The 20,928-nt window shown below is 66.9% G+C and carries 15 protein-coding genes; 8 read left to right on the top strand and 7 right to left on the bottom strand.

The window, feature by feature from the left end:
- The first annotated feature begins 2 nt into the window (after positions 1-2).
- Entirely contained in the window at positions 3-1,022 is a 1,020-nt protein-coding gene (locus tag C0J29_RS01175; RefSeq protein WP_120791277.1) for an NAD(P)H-dependent flavin oxidoreductase, read from the top strand.
- Here the strand turns inward: C0J29_RS01175 and C0J29_RS01170 are convergent, their stop codons facing one another.
- Positions 1,023-4,310 (bottom strand): helix-turn-helix transcriptional regulator, encoded by a 3,288-nt coding sequence (locus C0J29_RS01170; RefSeq protein WP_242460594.1) that lies wholly within the window; start codon positions 4,308-4,310, stop codon positions 1,023-1,025.
- A gap of 226 nt (positions 4,311-4,536) precedes the next feature.
- Here C0J29_RS01170 and C0J29_RS01165 point away from each other — a divergent pair, with 226 nt between their 5' ends.
- Positions 4,537-5,766 (top strand): cytochrome P450, encoded by a 1,230-nt coding sequence (locus C0J29_RS01165; RefSeq protein ID WP_120791275.1) that lies wholly within the window; start codon positions 4,537-4,539, stop codon positions 5,764-5,766.
- 105 nt (positions 5,767-5,871) lie between these two features.
- Positions 5,872-8,109 carry an NADP-dependent isocitrate dehydrogenase gene (locus tag C0J29_RS01160; protein ID WP_065045928.1) on the top strand — a complete coding sequence of 746 codons (2,238 nt, stop codon included), beginning with the start codon at positions 5,872-5,874 and terminating at the stop codon, positions 8,107-8,109.
- A gap of 99 nt (positions 8,110-8,208) precedes the next feature.
- Here C0J29_RS01160 and C0J29_RS01155 read toward each other — a convergent pair whose 3' ends face one another.
- From C0J29_RS01155 to C0J29_RS01145, 3 genes are read right to left on the bottom strand one after another with little or no spacing between them, the layout of a single operon-like run.
- Positions 8,209-9,186 carry a VOC family protein gene (locus tag C0J29_RS01155; RefSeq protein ID WP_065045929.1) on the bottom strand — a complete coding sequence of 326 codons (978 nt, stop codon included), beginning with the start codon at positions 9,184-9,186 and terminating at the stop codon, positions 8,209-8,211.
- A complete protein-coding gene (locus C0J29_RS01150) occupies positions 9,179-10,045 on the bottom strand; it encodes an alpha/beta fold hydrolase (RefSeq protein WP_065045930.1) in 867 nt (288 codons plus the stop codon). The genes C0J29_RS01155 and C0J29_RS01150 overlap by 8 nt, the downstream gene beginning before the upstream one ends.
- Positions 10,042-11,607, bottom strand: a complete 1,566-nt coding sequence (locus C0J29_RS01145; protein ID WP_065045931.1) for a bifunctional 3-(3-hydroxy-phenyl)propionate/3-hydroxycinnamic acid hydroxylase — start codon at positions 11,605-11,607, stop codon at positions 10,042-10,044. The genes C0J29_RS01150 and C0J29_RS01145 overlap by 4 nt, the downstream gene beginning before the upstream one ends.
- Positions 11,608-11,708: 101 nt before the next feature.
- Between C0J29_RS01145 and C0J29_RS01140 the strand changes: the two genes are divergently transcribed.
- The 3 genes from C0J29_RS01140 to dmpG are packed head-to-tail and all read left to right on the top strand — an operon-like array spanning position 11,709 to position 14,476.
- A complete protein-coding gene (locus C0J29_RS01140; protein WP_120791274.1) occupies positions 11,709-12,476 on the top strand; it encodes a 2-keto-4-pentenoate hydratase in 768 nt (255 codons plus the stop codon).
- A gap of 33 nt (positions 12,477-12,509) precedes the next feature.
- Positions 12,510-13,433, top strand: coding sequence for an acetaldehyde dehydrogenase (acetylating) (locus C0J29_RS01135; RefSeq protein WP_120794471.1), 924 nt, complete (start codon positions 12,510-12,512; stop codon positions 13,431-13,433).
- Positions 13,430-14,476 (top strand): 4-hydroxy-2-oxovalerate aldolase, encoded by a 1,047-nt coding sequence (gene dmpG, locus C0J29_RS01130; protein WP_120791273.1) that lies wholly within the window; start codon positions 13,430-13,432, stop codon positions 14,474-14,476. The genes C0J29_RS01135 and dmpG overlap by 4 nt, the downstream gene beginning before the upstream one ends.
- Here the strand turns inward: dmpG and C0J29_RS01125 are convergent.
- Positions 14,435-15,541 (bottom strand): NDMA-dependent alcohol dehydrogenase, encoded by a 1,107-nt coding sequence (locus tag C0J29_RS01125; protein WP_120791272.1) that lies wholly within the window; start codon positions 15,539-15,541, stop codon positions 14,435-14,437. The two genes, dmpG and C0J29_RS01125, sit on opposite strands and share 42 nt — an antisense overlap.
- A 79-nt stretch (positions 15,542-15,620) precedes the next feature.
- On the opposite strand from C0J29_RS01125, the gene C0J29_RS01120 reads away from it, so the two are divergent.
- Positions 15,621-16,841: an acyl-CoA dehydrogenase family protein gene (locus C0J29_RS01120; RefSeq protein WP_120791271.1), complete on the top strand. Its 1,221-nt coding sequence runs from the start codon at positions 15,621-15,623 to the stop codon at positions 16,839-16,841.
- A complete protein-coding gene (locus C0J29_RS01115) occupies positions 16,838-17,863 on the top strand; it encodes a phosphotransferase family protein (protein ID WP_120791270.1) in 1,026 nt (341 codons plus the stop codon). Before C0J29_RS01120 ends, C0J29_RS01115 begins: the two co-directional genes overlap by 4 nt.
- On the opposite strand, the gene C0J29_RS01110 is transcribed toward C0J29_RS01115, so the two are convergent.
- Complete coding sequence (locus C0J29_RS01110) at positions 17,860-19,119, bottom strand: adenylate/guanylate cyclase domain-containing protein (protein WP_120794470.1); 1,260 nt, start codon at positions 19,117-19,119, stop codon at positions 17,860-17,862. The two genes, C0J29_RS01115 and C0J29_RS01110, sit on opposite strands and share 4 nt — an antisense overlap.
- A gap of 28 nt (positions 19,120-19,147) precedes the next feature.
- A complete protein-coding gene (gene selB, locus C0J29_RS01105) occupies positions 19,148-20,923 on the bottom strand; it encodes a selenocysteine-specific translation elongation factor (RefSeq protein ID WP_242460593.1) in 1,776 nt (591 codons plus the stop codon).
- Between the last annotated feature and the right edge of the window lie 5 nt (positions 20,924-20,928).

Raw genomic sequence — 20,928 nt, 5'->3', positions numbered from 1 at the left:
TCATGTTGTCGCAGCTCGGAATCACCCTGCCGGTACTGGCCGCACCGATGGCAGGCGGCCCCACCACCCCGGCCATGATCACAGCCGCCGGCCGCGCCGGCAGTCTGGGCATGGTCGCCGCCGGCTACAAGACCGTGCAAGCCGTCGAGGAACAGGTCAGACAGGTGCGCGCCGAGTCAATCCCGTTCGGCGTCAACGTGTTTGCGCCCAACCCGCTGCCGGTCGATGCTGAGCTCTATCGCTGGTATGCCGCTGAGATCCAACGCGACGCCGTGCGGTTCGGCCTCACGCTGCCGCCCGACCCCGTCGAAGACACCGACAGCTTCGAGGAAAAGATCCAGTTGCTCCTCGACGACCCAGTCCCCTTGGTGAGCTTCACCTTCGGCATCCCGGCACCGCGGGTGATTAAGGCACTTCAGGCGGCCGCCACCATTGTCGTGCAGACCGTCACCAACCGGACCGAGGCGATGGCCGCCCGCGACGCGGGTGTCGACGTTCTAGCGGTTCAGGCCCACACCGCCGGGGGGCATTCCGGCACTCTCACCCCGACCGAGCCGCTGGTCCCGACTCCGATCACCACGCTCGTCGCGGACATCACCCGCGCGGTTGAGCTTCCGGTCATCGCCGGCGGTGGACTGGCCACCCCGCAGGCGGTGGCCGAGGTCATCCGCGCCGGCGCCGCGGCGGCCGTCGTCGGCACCGTGCTGCTGCGCGCGACCGAAAGCGGTGCCTCGGCCACCCACCAGGCTGCCCTGCTCGACCCGGCCCGAACCGAGACCGTGATCACCCGCGCGTTCACCGGTCGCCCCGCCCGCGGCCTGCGCAACGCGTTCATCGACGCGCACGAAGCGGACGCGCCGTGGGGCTATCCCGCCATCCACTACCTCACCAGCCCGCTGCGCAAGGCAGCGGCGGCGGCGGGTCAACCGGACTTCGTCCACCTGTGGGCGGGCACGGGCTATCGGCAGGCAACCGATGCACCCACCGCCGAGATCCTAGGGCGCCTCGCGGGCAAGCTGTGATCAGCGGTGCCGTGCCGCCTCTTGGACGAGTTGGACGCGCGACGTCAGGTTGAGCTTGGTGTAGATGTGGGTGAGGTGCGTTTCGACGGTGCGCCGGGATATGAAAAGCCTTGTCGCGACGTCTTTATTAGCCAGGCCCTCAGTCACCAGTCGCACCACGTCCAGTTCGGTCGGGGTGAGTGAGGCCCATCCCTTGGATGGGCGTTTGCGCTCCCCGCGGCCGCGCTGGGCGTAGCTAATCGCCTCCTCGAGAGACAGTCCATTACCCTCGGCCCACGCGGTGTCGAAGTCGTTCTGGCCCAGCGTATCTCGGATCTCAGCCAGTAACGCTTCGTGGTGAGCGCGGTAGATCTCATACGGCTGCTCACCGGTGCGTTGCCGGATGGCTGCCGCCACACCGACGAGTCGGGCCGCCTCGGGATAGCGCTGGGCGTCGGCGGCCAGTGCGGCCAGGAAGTCGAAGATGTCGGGCACACCCAGGTGCACCCGGGTTTCGGCCGCGCGCGAGAGCGCTTGGTGCGCGTCACGCTCGGCTGCCTCGACGTCGCCCAAGGCCCACATCACCCGAGCGCGAACGATCAACGCTTTCATCTGAAAAAATCCTGTGGTTCCTGACACGGCTCGATCGGCATAAGGCAGCGCCGCGACGGGATCGCCTGCCGCAAGCTCAGTTTCGGCGATCCATATCATGTTCGTCGTCACGAACACACCCTGCGGGATGCGGCTGTGGCCCTTGGCGATGGCGTCCCGGGTGGCCGCAACATCGCCCGCGGCGAGGTGCGCGGCACTCAAGTTCAAGTAGCCGAGTCCCTGGATGAGATCGCCGAGGCCGGCGGCGGCATCGATGGAGGCTTCGGCGGCCGCCAGTGCGGCGGCCGGCTCACCATGCCACCCGAGGCAGAAGCTCTGGATCATGCACCCGTTGAACCTGGACAGGGTGTCTCCGGCCGCCTCGGCTTCGGAGATCAACTCCGCCATCTCTGCGATCCCGCCCGGAAGGTCACCCAGCCACGCCCGGCTCGCAGCGATCCCCCACCCCCGACACTGACCGGAGGCGAACCGGTCACCGATCGCGTCGGCAAGTTCGCGTCCTTCTTCGCCGGCGGCACGCGCCGCGATCGGGTCACCGCCCATCAAGGCTGCGTAGGCATAGAAGCCCAGCAGTTGGCTCAGTCGCCATTTGTCGCCGAGGGCGCGGGCCAGCGTGATGGCCTCGGTGAAGTAGCCCGCCGCTTCTTCCCGGCTGAAGGCGGCCGTGCCGCAGCAGGCGGTCAGCGCGCGGACCAAGAGGGCTGGGTCGTCGAGTTGTCGGGCGATCGCCAGCGCCTCACGGGCCTGATCCACCCGATCCTGCGTGCCGATCCAGCCGTCGAACATTGCCCCGTCGGCCAGTGCTCGCGCCAGCACTTCGGGTTGCACCTCGGAGCGGACGGTGTCGAGTTCGCCCAGCACCGCATCGATCCAACTCAGCCCCTCGCCTACCCGCCCCCGAGTCAGCCACAGCGGTTGCAGTGACGACGCAATCTGCAAGGCCTTATCGACCTCGGAGTTGTCCCGGCTCCAAGCGAATGCCGCACGCAAGTTGTCGATCTCGGTCTCGACCTGATCGACTCGCTGCTGATGTCCGGTGGCCGCGGGGGCGTCGAGCCGGGTCGCCATCGCGGCGTAGTGATCGCGGTGGCTCCCCCGCACGGCATCGGATTCACCGGATTCACCGAGCCGCTCCTGGGCATACTGGCGCACCGTCTCGAGCAGCCGGTATCTCGTCCGCTGACCCACGTTCTCGGCGACCACCAGCGACTTGTCCACCAGCAGGGTCAGCTGGTCGAGGACCTGATACCGCTCGACAGCGCTGACGGCCGCGACGGCCTGCGCCGCGTCGAGGTCGAACCCGCCCAGGAAGACCGCAAGCCGCCGGAACAACACTCGCTCAGATTCGGTGAGCAACGCATGTGACCAATCCACCGACGCGCGCAACGTCTGCTGGCGTCGCACCGAAATGCGCGAACCCCCGGTCAACAGCCGGAATCGGTCATGCAGGCTGCCGACGATCTCGTCCAGCGACAGTGCCCGAACACGTGCCGCTGCCAACTCGATGGCCAACGGCATGCCGTCCAGCCGGCGGCAGATTTCGTATACGGCGCCGGCGTTTTCGTCTGTCATGGTGAACTCCGGCCGCACGCGGCGGGCGCGGTCGGCGAACAGCTCGATCGCCTCACCGGTCAAGGACATCGACGGGATTTTCCAGGTGACCTCGCCGGGAAGACCGATGGGTTCCCGACTGGTCGCCAGCAGTGTCAAACCCGGGCATCCGCTCAGCAGCCCGACGACCAGCTCGGCGCACGCGTCCAGTAGATGCTCGCAGTTGTCGAGCACCACCAGCATCCGCCGATCGGCGACGAAACGCGCGATCGCCTCGACCTGCGGGCGGCCCTGCTGATCCGACATCCCCAACGCACGCCCCACGACCACCGGCACCAGCTCCGGCCCGGTGATCGGCGCCAGGTCCACGTACCAGACGCCGTCACCGAATTCGGCAGCCAGGCCGCCGGCCACTTGCACCGCCAGCCGGGTCTTGCCAGCACCCCCCGCGCCGGTCAACGTCACCAACCGGTCGCCGGTCAGCAGGTGCCGTACCTCGCCGATCTCGGTGACCCGGCCCACGAAACTGGTGAGCTGCACCGGAAGATGTTCGGCGGCAGGGCTTTTGGCGGTGCGCAAGGGTGGGAACTCGTTACACAGGTCGGGGTGACACAACTGCACGACCCGCTCCGGACGGGCGACGCCGCGCAGTTCGTAGCTGCCGAGGTCGTTCAGCCAGGCGTCGGCCGGGAGGAAGTCTTCGGCCATGCTCTCGGTCGCGCCGGACAGCACGGTCTGGCCGCCGTGCGCGAGGTCGCGCAACCGCGCCGTCTTGTTGATGGTCGGCCCGATGTAATTACCTTCGTCGCGCAGCTGCACCTCACCGGTGTGGACCCCGATTCGCAAGCGGATGGGTGCCAACGGGATTCGCTGCAACGCCAGCGCGCACCCCACCGCGTCGCTGGCTCGGGTGAACGCCAGCACGAAGCTGTCCCCCTCGCCCTGTTCGACGGGGCGTGCCCCGCCGTGGGCGACAACGAGGTCGGCCAGCGTGCGATCCAGGCGGGCGAAGGCCGCGGTCATCTCCTCGGGCTGGCTCTCCCACAGCCGTGTCGAGCCTTCGACATCGGCCAGCAGCAGTGTCACCGTTCCCGTGGGCAGCACGTCGCTCCAGTTCAACTCCACGCGTGGATCAGTTCCGGTCATGCTAGCCAGCATCGACCGGGACGGGGCCGCAAACATCGTTGAATACCCGTAGGTCGGGCTCCCCAGCACCGCACATTGCCGACAGCTCGGTGCGTGCGCGCATCCAACCGGACGCGAAATCGCCCAGTTCGGCTACGTCTCCCACGGGGAATGTCCGCGTTGTTCACCGATGGTTCGACGCCCGCCGAACCACATGCTCGAAACCATCCGAACAGGGAGGACCGCCATGACCACCACCGTCGATTGGCCCAGCGTCTTCGAAGCTGGGCTACCGTCGATCGACTACGGCCACGCCCAACACCCCGACGAGGCCCACGCGATCATCGCCGCGGCCCGCGCCCAGTCCCCGATCGCCATCGGGCCATACGGGCCCGAGCTGCTGACCTACGATCTGGTGCACACCGCGCTTCGCGACCCCCGGTTCCGGGTGCCGCAGGGCATATTCCTAGCCGCCCAGGGCATCACTTCCGGCCCGTTGTGGGACCGGCTCGTTGCCAACATCATGAGCCTGGATGGGGACGCGCACCGCCGACTACGCCGGCTGGTCAGCAAGGCCTTCACACCCAAAGGCGCCGCGCGCCTGCGCACCACAATTGTCGACGTCATCACCGGGTTGGTCGACGCCGTCAGTCCCGACGGCCACTGCGACGTCGTCACCGACATCGCCCGCCAATTCCCGATCCCCGTCATCTGTGCCCTGCTCGGCGCACCCGCCGAGGACTGGCAATTGTTCTCGGACTGGACCGAGCAGATCCTGGAAGCCTTCGGATGGAACGCCGCGGCGCAGACGCCGGGCATTTTGGCCGCCTGGGCTGATCTGGACGCCTACCTCGACGACATGATCGCCTGCCGCCGCGACGCGCTGACCGACGACCTGATCTCCGAGCTGATCCGCGCCGAGGATGACGGCGACCGCCTGTCCGCCGACGAACTGCGCATGCTGGTGGCCGCGCTGCTGATGGCCGGCACCGACACCACCCGGGTGCAGCTGGGTGCGGCGGCGCACGTGCTGTGTGATCACCCCGACCAGTGGGCACTGCTGGGCCGGCGGCCCGAGCTGGCCGCCCAGGCGGTCCACGAGCTCATCCGTCATTCGCCGATCACGTTCATCACCTTGCGCGTCGCCCTCGAGGACGTCGAACTCGCCGGCGTCACGATCCCGGCCGGCACGATCGTCGTCGTCAACACCGGCGCGGCCAACCGGGACCCCGCCGTCTATGCCGACCCCAGCCGTCTCGACATCACCCGCGTGGGCTGCCCGCCGATCCAGACGTTCGGGGGCGGCATGCACTATTGCCTGGGCGCCAATCTCGCCCGGTTGGAGCTGGCCGAAGCGCTGACGGTGATGACGCAGCGCATGCCCAACGCCCGCCGCACCGGGCCGGCTCCCTGGAGGCCGGTGAACGCGCTCGGTGGACCCGTCACCGTGCCCGTGAGGTTTGAGCCGCCGCGCTGAGGCAAAACCGACCCTGCGGGTGTGCCCGGCAGGGCGCGCCGCGATACTAGGAGCCGCGACAACGCTAGGCCCGTCAACACCTCAACTGACGCCGGGAGAACACGCATGAGCGCCGAGCAGCCGACCATCATCTACACGCTGACCGACGAGGCGCCACTGCTGGCGACCTACGCATTTCTGCCGGTCGTCCGAGCGTTCGCCGAACCCGCCGGCATCACCGTCAAGACCAGTGACATCTCGGTGGCGGCCCGCATTCTGGCCCAGTTCCCCGACGAACTCGACGAGGACCAGCGCGTCCCAGACAACCTGGGCGAACTGGGCAAGCTGACCCAGGACCCGGACACCAACATCATCAAGCTGCCCAACATCAGCGCCTCGGTGCCGCAACTCGTATCTGCCATCAAGGAACTGCAGGGCAAGGGCTACAAGATTCCGGACTTCCCGGAAAATCCGAAGACCGACGAGGAGAAGGAGCTCCGGAAGCGCTACGGCAACTGCCTGGGTAGCGCGGTGAATCCGGTACTGCGCGAAGGGAACTCCGACCGTCGCGCGCCCAAGGCGGTCAAGGAGTACGCGCGCAAGCACCCGCACAGCATGAGCGAATGGTCGATGGCGTCGCGCACCCACGTCGCGACCATGAAGCACGGCGACTTCTATCACAGCGAGAAGTCGATGACGCTGGACCGGCCGCGCAACGTGAAGATGGTGCTGGAGACCAAGAGCGGCGAGACCCTCGAACTCAAGCCGAAGGTCGAGCTGCTCGAAGGTGATGTCATCGACAGCATGTTCATGAGCAAGCAGGCGCTGTGTGACTTCTACGAAGAGCAGATGGAGGACGCACACAAGACCGGCGTGATGTTCTCGCTGCACGTCAAGGCGACAATGATGAAGGTCAGCCACCCCATCGTGTTCGGCCACGCGGTGCGCATCTTCTACAAGGACGCGTTCGAGAAGCATCAGGAGCTCTTCGACGAGTTGGGCGTGAACGTCAACAACGGTCTGGTCGACCTCTACAACAAGATCGAGTCACTGCCCGCCTCGCAGCACGACGAGATCATCCGCGACCTGCACGCCTGCCACGAGCACCGCCCCGAGTTGGCGATGGTCGACTCGGCCAAGGGCATCTCGAACTTCCACTCCCCCAGCGACGTGATCGTCGACGCGTCCATGCCGGCGATGATCCGGGCCGGCGGCAAGATGTGGGGCGCCGACGGGCGGCCGAAGGACACCAAGGCGGTCAACCCGGAGTCCACGTTCTCCCGCATCTACCAGGAGATCATCAACTTCTGTAAGACCAACGGACAATTCGACCCGACGACCATGGGCACCGTCCCCAACGTCGGGCTGATGGCGCAGCAGGCCGAGGAATACGGCTCCCACGACAAGACGTTCGAGATCCCCGAAGAAGGGGTCGCCAACATCGTGGACATCGAGACGGGCGAGGTGCTCCTGAGCCAGAACGTCGAGGAAGGCGACATCTGGCGCATGCCGATCGTGCGGGACGAGCCTATCCGCGACTGGGTCAAGCTGGCCGTCAACCGGGCGCGCAACTCCGGAATGCCAGTGCTGTTCTGGCTCGACCCCTACCGGCCCCACGAGAACGAACTGATCACGAAGGTCAAGACGTACCTGAAGGAGCACGACACCGAGGGACTCGACATCCAGATCATGTCCCAGGTGCGTTCCATGCGGTACACGCTCGAGCGCCTGGTCCGCGGGCTGGACACCATCGCCGCCACCGGCAACATCCTGCGCGACTACCTGACCGACCTGTTCCCGATCCTTGAGTTGGGCACCAGCGCCAAGATGCTCTCGATCGTGCCGCTGATGGCCGGCGGCGGGATGTACGAAACCGGGGCGGGTGGTTCGGCGCCCAAGCATGTGCACCAGCTGGTGGAGGAGAACCACCTGCGCTGGGACTCCCTCGGCGAATTCCTGGCGCTGGGTGCGTGTTTCGAGGACATCGGCATCAAAACCGGCAACGAGCGCGCCAAGATTCTGGGCAAGACGCTCGACGCCGCGATCGGCAAACTGCTGGAGAACGACAAGAGCCCGTCCCGCAAGACCGGCGAGCTCGACAACCGGGGCAGCCAGTTCTACCTCGCCATGTACTGGGCCCAGGAACTCGCCGCGCAGGACGACGACGAAGAGTTGAAGAAGCACTTCGCCGCGCTCGCCGAAGCCCTGGCCAAGAACGAAGACACCATCGTCAAGGAACTGAACGCGGTACAGGGTGAAGAGGCCGACATCGGCGGCTACTACTACCCGGACCCGGACAAGACCGCGGCGGTGATGCGGCCCAGCACGACGTTCAACGACGCGCTGGCGGCCGCGCGGGACTAGAGCTAGATGGTCGCGACCCGCAGCGACCGGCTACGCCGCTCTTGCGATCACGACTAGCTAGATGGTCGCGACCCGCCTAGCTAGACGGTCTCCCGGCCGCTAGCCCGCGAGGGCTGGCACGTTGTCTTCGCGGTGCCACAACGACTGTGCTCCGAGCTTGAACTGGTTGAGTTTGTCGATGATGCTCTGACCTTCCGGGGTGTGTCCCCAGATGCTGATGCCCTGGTATGTGGTTGGTTCCCAAGTGGTTTCGTCGACGACGACCGGGTTCCAGCCGACCTCCCATTCGAAGCCGGACGGCGTCACGGCATAGAAGGACAGTTCACGGTCGTTGGTGTGCTGGCCGACACCGAGAGCCATCTCGAAGCCGAGTTCTCTGACCCGCTGATAGGCCGTCGTCATGTCGTCAAGAGCGGCCACCTGGATGTTGCAGTGCTGCACCCGGGTGCGAATCGGGTTGAGCGGCAACCGGTTCACGGCCGCGATCGCCACCGAATGATGGCGCTCATTGACCCGCAGGAAGCGGATCTTGAACTTCAGCCCGTTGATGGTCTCGTCGATGAAATCGGTCAGCCGGGCGTCGAACACGGTCTGGTAGTAGCCGCGCACCTGCTCGGGCTTCTTGCTGGTGAGGGCGACGTGACCCAATCCCGAAGCGCCGGTGACGAATCCACCACGGATGGCGAGCGGCACAGTGCTGGTCCGGGCACGGGTGAAGATCTCCTGATTCAGGCCGTTCGGGCCGGGGAACCGCACCAGGCGTTCGACGCCGCGCAACGCGGCCTCCTCGGCAGTGCCGTCGACTATGGGGACACCGCGGCCGGTGACGCGGGCGACGATGTCGTCGAAGGCACCGTGGTCGTCGACTTCCCAGCCCAGCGCCGTGACGTCCTCGGCGGGTCCGCGCTGCAGCAGGAAGCGGCATTCGTGGTCGTCGAGACGGAACCGCTGAACGTCGGGTAGCGCATCGTCGAGGTGCATGCCGAGGGCCTCGTGCCCGAAGCGGCGCCACTGGCAGAACTTGTTCGTCTCGATGACGAGATAACCGAGATGCACCCGGCCGAATACGTCACGCATGAGCCAACCTCGAATCCGATTGCAGGAACTCGTGAACCAAATCGTTGAACAACTCCGCACGCTCCCATTGCAGCCAGTGGCCGGTGTGGGACGTCATCACCAGTTCCGCGTTGGGCATCATGTTGAGCAGCATCGGTCCACCGGCGGGCCGGTTGACCTTGTCGTCACGTCCCCACAGAACCAATGTCGGTGTCTGCAGATGTCTCAACCGTGCATCTCGCGTCAGGTCCATGCGCCACAGCGTGCGCAGTCCCGACGGCCGGCGCAGCGGAGGACTGGCCACCACCTCGGGGTCGATCGACGCCTCGTAGCGCAGGTCAATCAGCGCGTCCGGCACTGAATCGCTCTCGTAGACAAGATATGTGCGGATGAAGTTCGCCAGCTTCTCCCGGCTCGGGCCATCCCCGCCGTAGTAGGACAGCAGGCTCTTGAGCCCGGCCGTGGGGAGTGCGCGGGTGGTGCCGATTCCGCCGGGTCCCATCAGGACCAGCTTGGCGACCCGGTCGGGGGTGTCCAGGGCGAGCCGCAACGCGGCGGCACCACCATAAGAGTTGCCCACCAGATGCGCTGCCTCAACACCGAGTTGGTCAAGCAGTCCCCGGATCGAATCCGCGAGGGAGCCGAACGGGTCGGACTGGTCCAGCGTTTTGGTGGAGCGACCGTAACCCGGCATGTCCGGAACGATCACCCGGAACCGCCGCGCCAGGGCGTCGATGTTGCGGGCGTAGTTCGTCACACCCGAGGCGCCGGGCCCGCCGCCGTGCAGCAGCACCACCGGCATCCCAGTTCCGATTTCGGCATAGAAGATCGGTTGGCCATCGACGACGACGGTCTGTTCGGCCAGTTCGGTGCTGGTCATGCGGGGACCGCGTTCGTGATCGCTGCCGGGGCGGCGCAGTCCAGACCTAACGGCGGAGGTGGCAGCGTCGCAGCGGAATCTGCTGCCGCGTAGATGAATCCGTCCGGACGAATGATCACGGCAGTGGCCTTGTGCTTGGTGAGCCAGGCCGTCAACGTGGTGTCGCGAACCGGAAGAATCGTGACACCACGCGCTGTCCACGCCTGCGCGCCGGCCGGTAGCGCACCGAGGTGCAGGAGCGTCCAGCGGCCCTGCAGCACGTCGTCGAGGCGCACCTTGGTGCCGGTGTCGTCGCTGACGCGCGGCTGGATGATCTGGCGGCCCTCCGCTTTGTGTCCGGTGGCGGCGAAGAATCCGTCGGGGTAGTAGGCGTCAGGGACCCAGTAGAGCTTCTGGCCCTGCCGTGTGATCGCCGGCACCTTGGTGATCACGCGCAGCACGTGGTTGCGGACGGCCGCGAGCACCTCGTTGTGCTCGGTGATGACGCGGCCCATCAGCACCGCCCGTCTGGTGACCTCGATGACATGCGGCTTGCGTTCTGTCTCATACGAATCCAGCAGCGCCTCGGGCGCTGTGCCCCGCAGCACCGCGGCCATCTTCCAGCACAGATTGGCGACGTCACGCACTCCGGCGGCCATGCCCTGCCCTATCCACGGCGGCATGGCATGCGCGGCGTCACCGGCCAGGAACACGCGGCCCACCCGCCACCGGTCGGCGGTGCGGACGTGGTGGCGATAGATGACGGCACGCAGAACCTCGACGTGCTCGTCGGTGATGCCCTGTTCGTTGAGCACCTTCCAGACGGCCTCGTCGCTGACCAGGTATTCGTCGGTGTCGCCGGGGCGGGCCGGGTACTCCCACCGGTGGTGCCCCAGCGGTGTCGGGCAGTCGACGGTGGGACGAGCGGGGTTGCAGTGAAACCTCAAGCGGTCGTGAGCATCCCACTCCTTGACGACCTTGGTGTCGATGACGACCCACCGCTCGGTGTAGGTCTTGCCCGAGTAGCCGACGCCCAATTGCCCGCGCGTCGGTGAGGAGCCGCCGTCAGCTGCGATCACGTAGGAGGCGCGGATCCGTTTGAAGAGGTCCGAACGGAGATCGGCCAGCATCAACTCGACGTGGTCGCCCTTGTTCACCACCCGCAGGCATTCGTGCTCGAGCAGCAACTCGACGTTGCCGAATCGGGCCACCCCTTCGCGCAGCACCTGATCGACCGCCGGCTGATAGATGAACTGCTGAGGCGGATGGCCGTAACCGTGCCCCGTGATGGTGGTCTCGTAAAAGGGAGCGCCCGCCGCGTCTACGAAGGCCACCGGACGATCGGGCAGCATGTCGTGCTGCAGGCGGTCGGCCAGCCCCACCGACTGCCAGACCCGCATCACTTCCTCGTCGGTCGAGATCGCTCGCGCCCGACTGTAGATATCGGGATCACGTTCGATGACAACGACTTTCAGGCCTTGCCTGCCCAGCAGGTTGGCGGCCGTGGCGCCGACCGGCCCGTACCCGACAATCGCCACGTCGTAGGCCGGTGTTGAAGAGGCCGGTGATCCCGAATCGCTCATCTCTGACTCTCATTCTCTGTGTGTCGACGTCGACACTTGTACCGTAGTGATCCCTACGGTAATGTAATGATCACTACGGAGTCAATACCTCAGGAGTACGAGTGCTCACCGATACCGCCGACGCCCTCTGGATCGCCGCCCGTGATCGCGCGCCGATCCGTCCCCCGACCGAATCCGCGCCCGGACTGGGCGTCGCGGACGCCTACGCGATCCAGCAACTCAATCTGCGGCGCAGCCTGGACGCCGGTGCGGCGCTGGTTGGCCGCAAGATCGGCCTGACCTCTGAGCCCATGCAGACGCTGCTCGGCGTCGACCAACCGGATTTCGGTTTCATCCTCGACGACATGGTGATCACCGGCGGAAGTGTCGACACCTCGCGGTTCTGCAGTCCGCGAGTGGAGCCCGAGATCGCCTTCATGCTGCGCGATCCGCTGCGCGGCCCCGGCGTGACCGTCGCGGACGTCTATGCCGCAACGCATTCCGTCGCCGCGGCGCTCGAGATCGTCGACAGCCGCATCGCGGACTGGCAACTCACCCTCGTCGACACCGTCGCGGACAACGCGAGCTCGGGCGCGGTGGCCATCGGCGAGTGGTTCCCCTGTACCGGCGACCTCTGCCTGCCACAGGTCGTCGCGTCGCTGGTGCTCAACGGCACCGAGATCGGCCGTGGCACCGGCGATGCGGTGATGGGCGACCCCGCTGCAGCCGTCGCCTGGCTGGCCAACGCGCTGGCCGAGTTCGACACCGAGCTCGCGGCAGGCCAATTCGTGATGTCCGGATCGTTCACCACCGCGGCTTTCGTGACACGCGGCGACGTCGCCACCGCGACCATCGACACCCTCGGCACCCTGTCGCTCACCTTCACGTAGAGGAAAATAACTGTGACACAACATGACTGGCCGGTGGCGATCATCGGGTCGGGGAACATTGGCACCGACCTGATGATCAAGATCCTGCGTAGCGACGGCCCGCTTCGAGTGGCCGCCGTGGTCGGCGTCGACCCCGACTCCGACGGATTGGCCCGCGCCCGCAGCTTAGGTGTCCCCACCACCGCCGGCGGGGTGGACGGCCTGCTGTCGATGCCGCAGTTCGGTGATATCCGGCTGGCATTCGATGCCACCTCGGCAGCGGCCCACCGGGCCAACTGGGCCGCGCTACAACCCACGGGGGTGCGCATGCTCGACCTCACCCCGGCCGCCGTCGGCCCTTACTGCGTCCCGGTGGTCAACCTCGACGAGCACCTCGACCTCGGGAACCTGAACATGGTGACGTGCGGCGGCCAGTCGACGGTGCCGATCGTGGCCTCGGTTGCCGCACACGGCGTGGTCTCCTACGCCGAAGTCGTGTCTGCCATCTCGTCGAAGTCCGCAGGCCCCGGGACCCGCGCCAGCATCGACGAATTCATCGAAACCACCTCGGCGGCACTGGTATCCGTCGGAGGGGCGCAACGTAGCAAGACGGTGATGATCCTCAATCCGGCCGACCCGCCGGTGCTGATGCGCAACACCGTCTACTGTCTGGTCGACGGGGATGCCGATCACGGCGCGATCCGGTCGTCGATCGCCGACATGGTGGCACGGGTCAACGCCTACGTGCCCGGCTACCGGCTCACCCAGGGCGTGCAGTTCGAGACCTTCAGTCCCGAAAACCCGTTATATATCCCCGAAACCGGCAAGTTCATCGGCATCCGAGTCACCGTGATGCTGGAAGTCGCTGGCGCCGGAGACTATCTGCCCACCTACGCCGGCAATCTCGACATCATGACGTCGGCCGCGTTGGCCACCGCCGAGCACATCGCCCGCCAAACGGCCGGAGCCACATCATGACTCACCTCTTCATCAGCGACGTGACCCTGCGTGACGGGATGCATGCCGTGCGACATCAGTACACGCTGCGGCAGGCGGTGGCGATCGCCACCGCACTCGACGCCGCGGGCGTCGACTCCATCGAAGTCGCGCACGGCGACGGGTTGGCCGGTTCCAGTTGCGTCTACGGCTTCGGCGCCCACACCGACCTGGAATGGATCGAGGCCGTCGCGACCGCCGTGCGGCGCGCGCGGGTCGCGACCCTGGTGCTGCCCGGCATCGGCAGCGTGCGCAACCTGAAAGACGCGCACCGGGCCGGGGCGACGGTGGTCCGCGTCGCCACCCACTGCACCGAGGCCGACATCTCCGCCCGTCACATCGCCGCCGCGCGCGAACTCGGCATGGACACCGCCGGCTTCCTGATGATGAGCCACCTGACCACGCCGGCCGCGCTGGCCGAACAAGCCAGGTTGATGGAGAGCTACGGCGCCACCTGTGTGTACGTGGTCGATTCCGGCGGCGCGATGACCATGCGCGACGTCGCCGAGCGGGTGCACGCGGTGCGCCAAACTCTCATGGCCACAACCGAAATCGGTATACATGCGCACCACAACCTGTCACTCGGGGTGGCCAACTCGATCGCTGCCGTGGAGCACGGGGCAACGCGGGTCGATGCGTCGTTGACTGGGATGGGTGCCGGCGCGGGCAACGCGCCGCTGGAAGTGTTCGTCGCCGCCGCCGACAAACTGGGCTGGCCGCACGGGTGCGACCTGCACGCACTGCAGGACGCCGCCGACGATCTGGTCCGCCCCCTGCAGGACCGGCCGGTCCGAGTCGATCGCGAGACGTTGACACTCGGGTACGCGGGTGTCTATTCCAGCTTCCTGCGGCACGCCGAGAATGCTTCCGCCCGCTACGGCATCGACGCCCGGACCCTGTTGGAGGAGGCGGGCCGGCGCGGCATGATCGGCGGGCAGGAAGACATGCTGGTGGACATCGCGCTGGACCTCACCGCCGCGGCCTCAGTGGACGATGACCCCGCGGATGTTCCGGCCCTCCCGTAGGTCCTGATAACCCTGGTTGACGTCCTCGAGGCGGTACCTGGTGGTGACGAGTTCGTCGAGCTTGAGCTGCCCGGCATCGTAGAGGCGCAGCAGGCGGACGATGTCGTACTGCGGGTTGGCCGAGCCGAACAGTGAGCCGCGGATCGTCTTCTCGGTCAGGACAAGCATGCCTCCCGAGACGTGGACGGTCGCCTTCGCGGGGTCGGCGAGGCCGACCACGACGACGGTGCCGCCCTTGCCGATCACATCGAACGCAGCCGAGATGACGTCTTCGTCGACGGTGCCGACGGTGACGATGGCCTGGTCAGCGCCCTGGCCCCAGGACAGTTCGTTGATCTTCTCGGCGGCAGCTGCCGCGGTTTCGAAGGCGTGTGTCGCACCGAATTTGACCGCCGTGTCCCGTTTGAACGCTATCGGGTCGACCACCACGATGTACTTGGCTCCGGCGTGCAGGGCCCCCTGGACCGCGTTGATACCGATGCCGCCGATGCCGTAGACCACGGTGATGTCGCCGGGCCGGACATTGCCGGCGTACGCGGCGCTGCCCCACCCCGTCGGCACGCCGCAGCCGACCAGCACCGCGGTCTCCAGCGGCAGCCAGTCGTCGATCTTGACCACCGAATGCTGCGAGATCGTCGCCTTCTTGGCGAAGGTGCCGAGCAGACACATCGCACCGAAATCCGTTCCGCCGCTGTGGAAACGGAACGACCCGTCCGGCATACAACCTTCGAGGATGGTGGCACCCATATCGCACAGACTCTGCCTGCCGGTCGAGCAGTACCGGCAGTGGCCGCAGCTGGGGATGAAGCTGCAGACGACGTGGTCACCGGGTTTCACCTTCGTCACGCCGGGGCCGACGTCCTCGATGATGCCGGCGCCCTCGTGGCCGCCGACGATCGGGAAGCGCGGCGGCAGGTCGCCGTCGGTGAGGTGCAGGTCGGAGTGACACAGCCCGGCCGCGGTGTAGTTGATCAGGACTTCGCCCTCTTTCGGGCCGTCCAGGTCGAGTTCCATCAGTTCGAATGGCCGGCCCGCTTCGATGAGGACCGCGGCTGTTGTCTTCATCAGTCGACGTTAACGCGCGAACTGCGTGGTTGGCGATGCCGCGAACGGGTTGGCGGAGTCGGTGGTGTAGACCACTGGTATGGCCCTGTTTGATATCTCCGAGCGCGCCCAGCAGTACCAGTCGGACCTGCTCGAATTCATGGATTCGCACGTCTACCCGTCCGAGGACGTCTATGACGAACAGATGCGGGAAGCGGGCGACCCGCACTTCCACCCGCCGATCCTCGAAGATCTCAAGACCGAGGCGCGAAAGCGTGGCCTGTGGAACCTGTTTCACCCGCATCCCGAGTGGGGGCCGGGATTGACCAATCTCGAGTACGCACCACTGGCCGAGATCATGGGCCACAGCCACCTCGCCTCGGAAGCGTGCAACTGCAGCGCCCCGGACACCGGCAACATGGAGGTGCTGACCCTGTTCGGCACCGACGAGCACAAGGAGCGTTACCTCAAGCCCCTGCTGGACGGCAAGATCCGCTCGGCGTTCGCGATGACCGAGCCGGCGGTCGCCAGCTCGGATGCCACCAACGTGGAGATGTCGATGGTCCGCGACGGTGACGACTATGTCCTGAACGGACGAAAATGGTTTGCCTCCAACGGAATGCACCGTAATTGCAAGGTGCTGATCGTGATGGGCAAGACCGATCCGGACGCGGCGCCGCACCGGCAGCAGTCGATGATGGTGGTGCCGATCGACGCTGCGGGCATCACGGTCCGGCGCAATCTGTCGGTCTTCGGCTACCAGGACCGCGAGGGCCACGCGGAGATCGACTTCGAGGACGTGCGGGTGCCGTCGAAGGACGTGCTCAAGGGCGAGGGAGAGGGCTTCGCAATCAGCCAGGCCCGGTTGGGCCCGGGCCGCATCCACCACTGCATGCGCGCCATCGGGATGGCCGAGCGGGCGCTGGAGTTGTTGTGCCGGCGAGCGGAGTCGCGGGTCACCTTCGGCAAACCCATCAGTGCCAACGCCAACATCCGTGACTGGATCGCCGAGTCCCGCATCGACATCGAGATGATCCGGCTCCTCACCATGAAGGCCGCATACCTGATGGACACGGTGGGCAATAAGGCGGCCCGCACGGAGATCGCGGCCATCAAGGTGGCGGCACCGAACATCGCGCTCAAGATCGTCGACCGGGCCATCCAGGTGCACGGCGGCGGCGGCGTCACCGACGACTTCCCGCTGGCCATGGCGTGGGCGCATCTGCGCACGCTGCGACTGGCCGACGGCCCCGACGAAGTACACAAGCGGGCCATCGCCAGTCAGGAACTGCGCAAGTACCGGGAAGCCACTCCGAAGTGACGGTGACCGGCCTGGACCCGGACGCGGTGGCGCGCTGGCTCACCGAACTCGGCGTCGAGTTCGAGTCACCGTTGCAGTTCCAGCGGATCGGGCTCGGTCAGTCGAATCTGACGTACCGGGTCAGCGACGCGGCGGGTCGCGCCTGGGTGTTGCGCCGCCCGCCACTGGGTCATCTACTGGCCTCGGCGCACGACGTGCTGCGGGAAGCCCGCATCATCGCCGCCTTGGCGGAAACCCCGGTGCCGGTACCTCAAATCCTCTCCACGACAACGGATTCTGAGTTCTGCGAGGTGCCGCTGGTGTTGATGGAGTTCGTCGACGGCCTGGTGGTCGACACCATGGGGGTCGCCGAAGCGCTGACACCGCGGCAACGCCATCAGATCGCCGTCGACCTGCCGCGCACCCTGGCCAAGATTCACGCGGTCGACCTCGATGAGGTGGGCCTGGCGGACCTGGCCAGCCACAAGCCGTACGCGCATCGTCAGCTCAAACGCTGGGCGGGACAGTGGGAGCTCTCGAAGACCCGTGAATTGCCCGAGCTGGACGACCTCACCCGCCGGTTGGCTGCCGCCGTGCCCGAGCAGCGCGAAGTCAGCCTGGTGCACGGTGATTTTCACCTGCGCAACCTGATCACGTCACCGGAGACCGGCGAGATAGTGGCAACGCTGGACTGGGAACTGTCCACGCTGGGCGATCCGCTGGCCGACATGGGCAGTCTGCTCACCTACTGGGCCGAGCCGGGTGAGGCGCTCAGCGGTGACTACGCGCCGTCGACATTGGAAGGCTTTCCGGACCGGGCGGAAATGACCCGGCTGTACCTGGACGAGACGGGTCGCGACGCCGCCGCGCTGCAGTACTGGCATGCACTGGGACTGTGGAAGCTGGCCATCATCGCCGAAGGCGTGATGCGGCGGGCGATGGACGAACCACAGAACAAGGCCTCAGCCGGAACTCCCGTCGTCGCCTGGATCGATGCACGGGTGCAGATGGCACGCGAAATCGCGGACGCGGCCGGGATTTAACCCCGCCGCGGAGCTCGGCCGACGAGATACCAGGTGTGCATCACGCCCTTGCCTTTGACGTCGATGTCACCGCGCTCCTCGAACACGAATCGGTCCTTGAGCCGGTCGTACACGTCCTGGGGCACCTGAATACGGCCCTCGACGTCGGTGGTCTCCATCCGCGCCGCGACATTGACGGCATCGCCCCACACGTCGTAGAAGAATTTGCGCGCACCGACGACTCCGGCGACCACGGGACCGACTGCCACACCGATCCGCAGCGGAACCGCCCGGCCCCGTGGATCTTTCAGACCGGCGACCGCCTGTGCCATGTCCAACGCGAGCTGAGCCAGCGCCTCCAGGTGGTCCGGACGCGGATCCGGCACCCCGCTGACGACCATGTACGAATCACCACTGGTCTTGATCTTCTCCAAGCCGTGGCGGTCGACCAGGGCATCCAGTTGGGTGTAGAGCTGATCAAGGAACCGGACCAGGTCGGTGGGTGCGGTGTCGCTCGCCCGACTCGTGAAACCCGCGATGTCGGCGAACAGCACGGAGGCGTCTTCGTACTTGTCGGCGATGACGGGCCGGGACGGATCCTTCAACCGCTCAGCGATTTTCGTGGGAAGTATGTTGGCGAGCAATGACTCGGACCGGTGGTATTCGGCTTCGATCACCCGCTCGGCGCGGGTGATTTCGCGCAGCGCCGACCATACGATCGCCATCACCATGATCCAGGAGGTGGCCACCGAGACGACGTAGCCGAAGGTGTAGGCCCAATCTGGTTGCACGCCCGTCTTTTCGGGCACCGTCAGCTGCAGCACCACCGTCAGAACCGCACCCACCCCGGCCATCAACGACGCCAGCACGATGTGGTCGATGCCGAGGACCAGCAGGGCGATCGTTGCACCCACCAGGTAATAGAACTGGATCCCGGTTCCGGTACCGATGCGCAGACACAGGACGGTGATCAACACGTACGCCGCGACGATGAAAACCATTGGGGCGAGCAGAACCCCGTAGCGGTACAGCAACGGGATCGCCAAGTAGACGACGGTGCTGACGGCGCTGAGCACGACGATGGGCATGCCGTCATGCCCGACGAAGAGGGCGAGCAAGGTGTAGAAGGCGCTGACGACGGCGCCGATCCGGGTGGACCTGACCAGCACCCGCTTTTGGCGGGTAACGCTTTTGGGATACGTCACATTGCGTGGTGGGAGGCGGCGGCGTCGACTCGTGACCGGCACCGCCGCCGCTGACTGCGCTTCGAGCGCCATGCGTGCAGAATAGCCCGGGGCAGGCGGATCAGCGCGCGACTTCGCGGTGACCCGCATCGAGTCGACGGGTCCAGCCGCGGGTATCGAGGTATTCGAGTAGTGGAATTGCAACCCGCCGCGTGGTGTTAAGCGCTTGGCGCGCTTGGCTTGTGGTGAAGGGCTGCTCAAGCGTGGCCAGGGTGCGCATGGCCAGCGCGGGCGCGTTCGGCAACAACACCACGCCGTCGCGCAACCGCAACACCCGCCCGGCGCGCTCGGCGGCGGCCAGTTCGCGGGTGCCCAGTTTCAGCGCCTGCAGTTCGTAGGCTTCCGGCGCTCCGAACGGCTCCGCCCCCAACTTGGTCTCCAACTCGCGTATCGCCGCTTCGGCCGGGCCGAGCCGGTGCCGCGCACCAGGTAGCCGGATCACGCCGCCCTGCTGCTCGAGCCCGGCTGCACGAGCGACGTCGTCGAGCAGCGCTTCGTCGGGCAGCGCCAGCAGATCGCGGGCCGCACCCCGAGACAGACCGTCAGCCAATGGATCTCGTGCGGCCAAGTCGTCGACCGCGGCCCGCAGCCGCCGCTGCCAGGTCTCGTGCGTCGGGCCGTGCACCCACCAGCCGTCGACGACGAGGACCTGTGCGGGCACGGTGTGCGGCAGCAACCCGAGCCGGCGCAGGTGAGTTTCCCGCACAGCTCCCCGGCGCGCGACCTCGGCCTCGACGTCACCGCCGGGCTCCGACAGCGCCAATACCGCTGCGCGGCGGCCGCTGTCGCCGCGCCGGCGCAGCGCGGGAGGTTCGGCATCGAGCACCTCGGCGCCGCCGAGGATCCGCACGCTTCCCGGGTCGCGCAGCACCAGCCGGTCGCCGAACACCAACGGCAGCCTCCGGTCGAGAGTGAGCCGGCCGTGGTCGTCATCGAAGGGTCGCAACCGCACCGGCACGGCCGCCGTGCCGACATGAGCGACGAGATGCGTCGGGGCTGCACTCCACGGGTCACCGGAGGTGCGACGCACGTCCAGGAGCCGGGTGTCCGGCCACGCGTCCGGGGTGAGCAGGGCGTCGCCGCGTCTTATGTCTTCGCGTGGGACGCCGCGCAGGTTCAGCGCCACCCGCGAGACCGGTCCGAGCGAGGGGTACGGCTGACCGCAGCTCTGCAGTCCGCGAACGGTCGCCGGCCGGGTGCGCGACGCACCGAGCAGCTCCAGCCGATCGCCGACGGCCAGCGTCCCGGCGGGCAACGTGCCGGTCACCACCGTGCCGGCGCCGGTGATGGTGAAGGAACGGTCGACCCACAGCCGCACCCGGGCATCCGCTTCGGGCGCCGGCACCTGCGCCAGCACGCGGTCCAGGGCAGCCCGGAATTCAGCGAGCCCGCTGCCCTCGACGGCCGACACGATGACGCCCGGTGCGCCGCGCAGGCCGGTTGCGGCCAACTCGGCGCGGGCCTGGGTGAGCACCTCGGCGCCGCGCTCCGGGGCCCGGTCGGCGCGGGTGATCACGATGAGGCCGTGTTGAATGCCCAGTGCCGCAACGGCGTCGCGATGGTCGTCGGACTGTGCCTGCCAGCCCTCGTCGGCGGCCACCACGAAGCACACCACCGGTGCGGGCCCGAGGCCGGCCAGCGTGTTGCCCAGAAAGCGTTGGTGGCCCGGCACATCGACGAAGGCGACCTTGCGGCCGGACGTCAGGGTGGTCCAGGCGAAGCCGAGGTCGATGGTCAGACCGCGACGCCGCTCCTCCTCCCAGCGGTCGGGCTCCATGCCGGTGAGCGCGTGGATGAGCGTGCTCTTGCCGTGGTCGACGTGGCCTGCGGTGGCCACGACAT

Source organism: Mycobacterium paragordonae (assembly GCF_003614435.1).
In the GTDB taxonomy this organism is placed as follows: domain Bacteria; phylum Actinomycetota; class Actinomycetes; order Mycobacteriales; family Mycobacteriaceae; genus Mycobacterium; species Mycobacterium paragordonae.
Note: the sequence above shows the minus strand (reverse complement) of the source record. Positions and strands in the feature narration are given on the sequence as shown.

Bases quoted from the DNA above. Each gene is read 5' to 3' on its own strand.
- C0J29_RS01110 (WP_120794470.1), bottom strand. From the start codon at position 19,119: ATGGCGCTCGAAGCGCAGTCAGCGGCGGCGGTGCCGGTCACGAGTCGA.
- dmpG (WP_120791273.1), top strand. From the start codon at position 13,430: ATGACTCACCTCTTCATCAGCGACGTGACCCTGCGTGACGGGATGCAT.
- C0J29_RS01160 (WP_065045928.1), top strand. From the start codon at position 5,872: ATGAGCGCCGAGCAGCCGACCATCATCTACACGCTGACCGACGAGGCG.
- C0J29_RS01150 (WP_065045930.1), bottom strand. From the start codon at position 10,045: ATGACCAGCACCGAACTGGCCGAACAGACCGTCGTCGTCGATGGCCAA.
- C0J29_RS01175 (WP_120791277.1), top strand. From the start codon at position 3: ATGTTGTCGCAGCTCGGAATCACCCTGCCGGTACTGGCCGCACCGATG.
- C0J29_RS01120 (WP_120791271.1), top strand. From the start codon at position 15,621: ATGGCCCTGTTTGATATCTCCGAGCGCGCCCAGCAGTACCAGTCGGAC.
- C0J29_RS01145 (WP_065045931.1), bottom strand. From the start codon at position 11,607: ATGAGCGATTCGGGATCACCGGCCTCTTCAACACCGGCCTACGACGTG.
- C0J29_RS01165 (WP_120791275.1), top strand. From the start codon at position 4,537: ATGACCACCACCGTCGATTGGCCCAGCGTCTTCGAAGCTGGGCTACCG.
- C0J29_RS01125 (WP_120791272.1), bottom strand. From the start codon at position 15,541: ATGAAGACAACAGCCGCGGTCCTCATCGAAGCGGGCCGGCCATTCGAA.
- C0J29_RS01155 (WP_065045929.1), bottom strand. From the start codon at position 9,186: ATGCGTGACGTATTCGGCCGGGTGCATCTCGGTTATCTCGTCATCGAG.
- C0J29_RS01170 (WP_242460594.1), bottom strand. From the start codon at position 4,310: ATGACCGGAACTGATCCACGCGTGGAGTTGAACTGGAGCGACGTGCTG.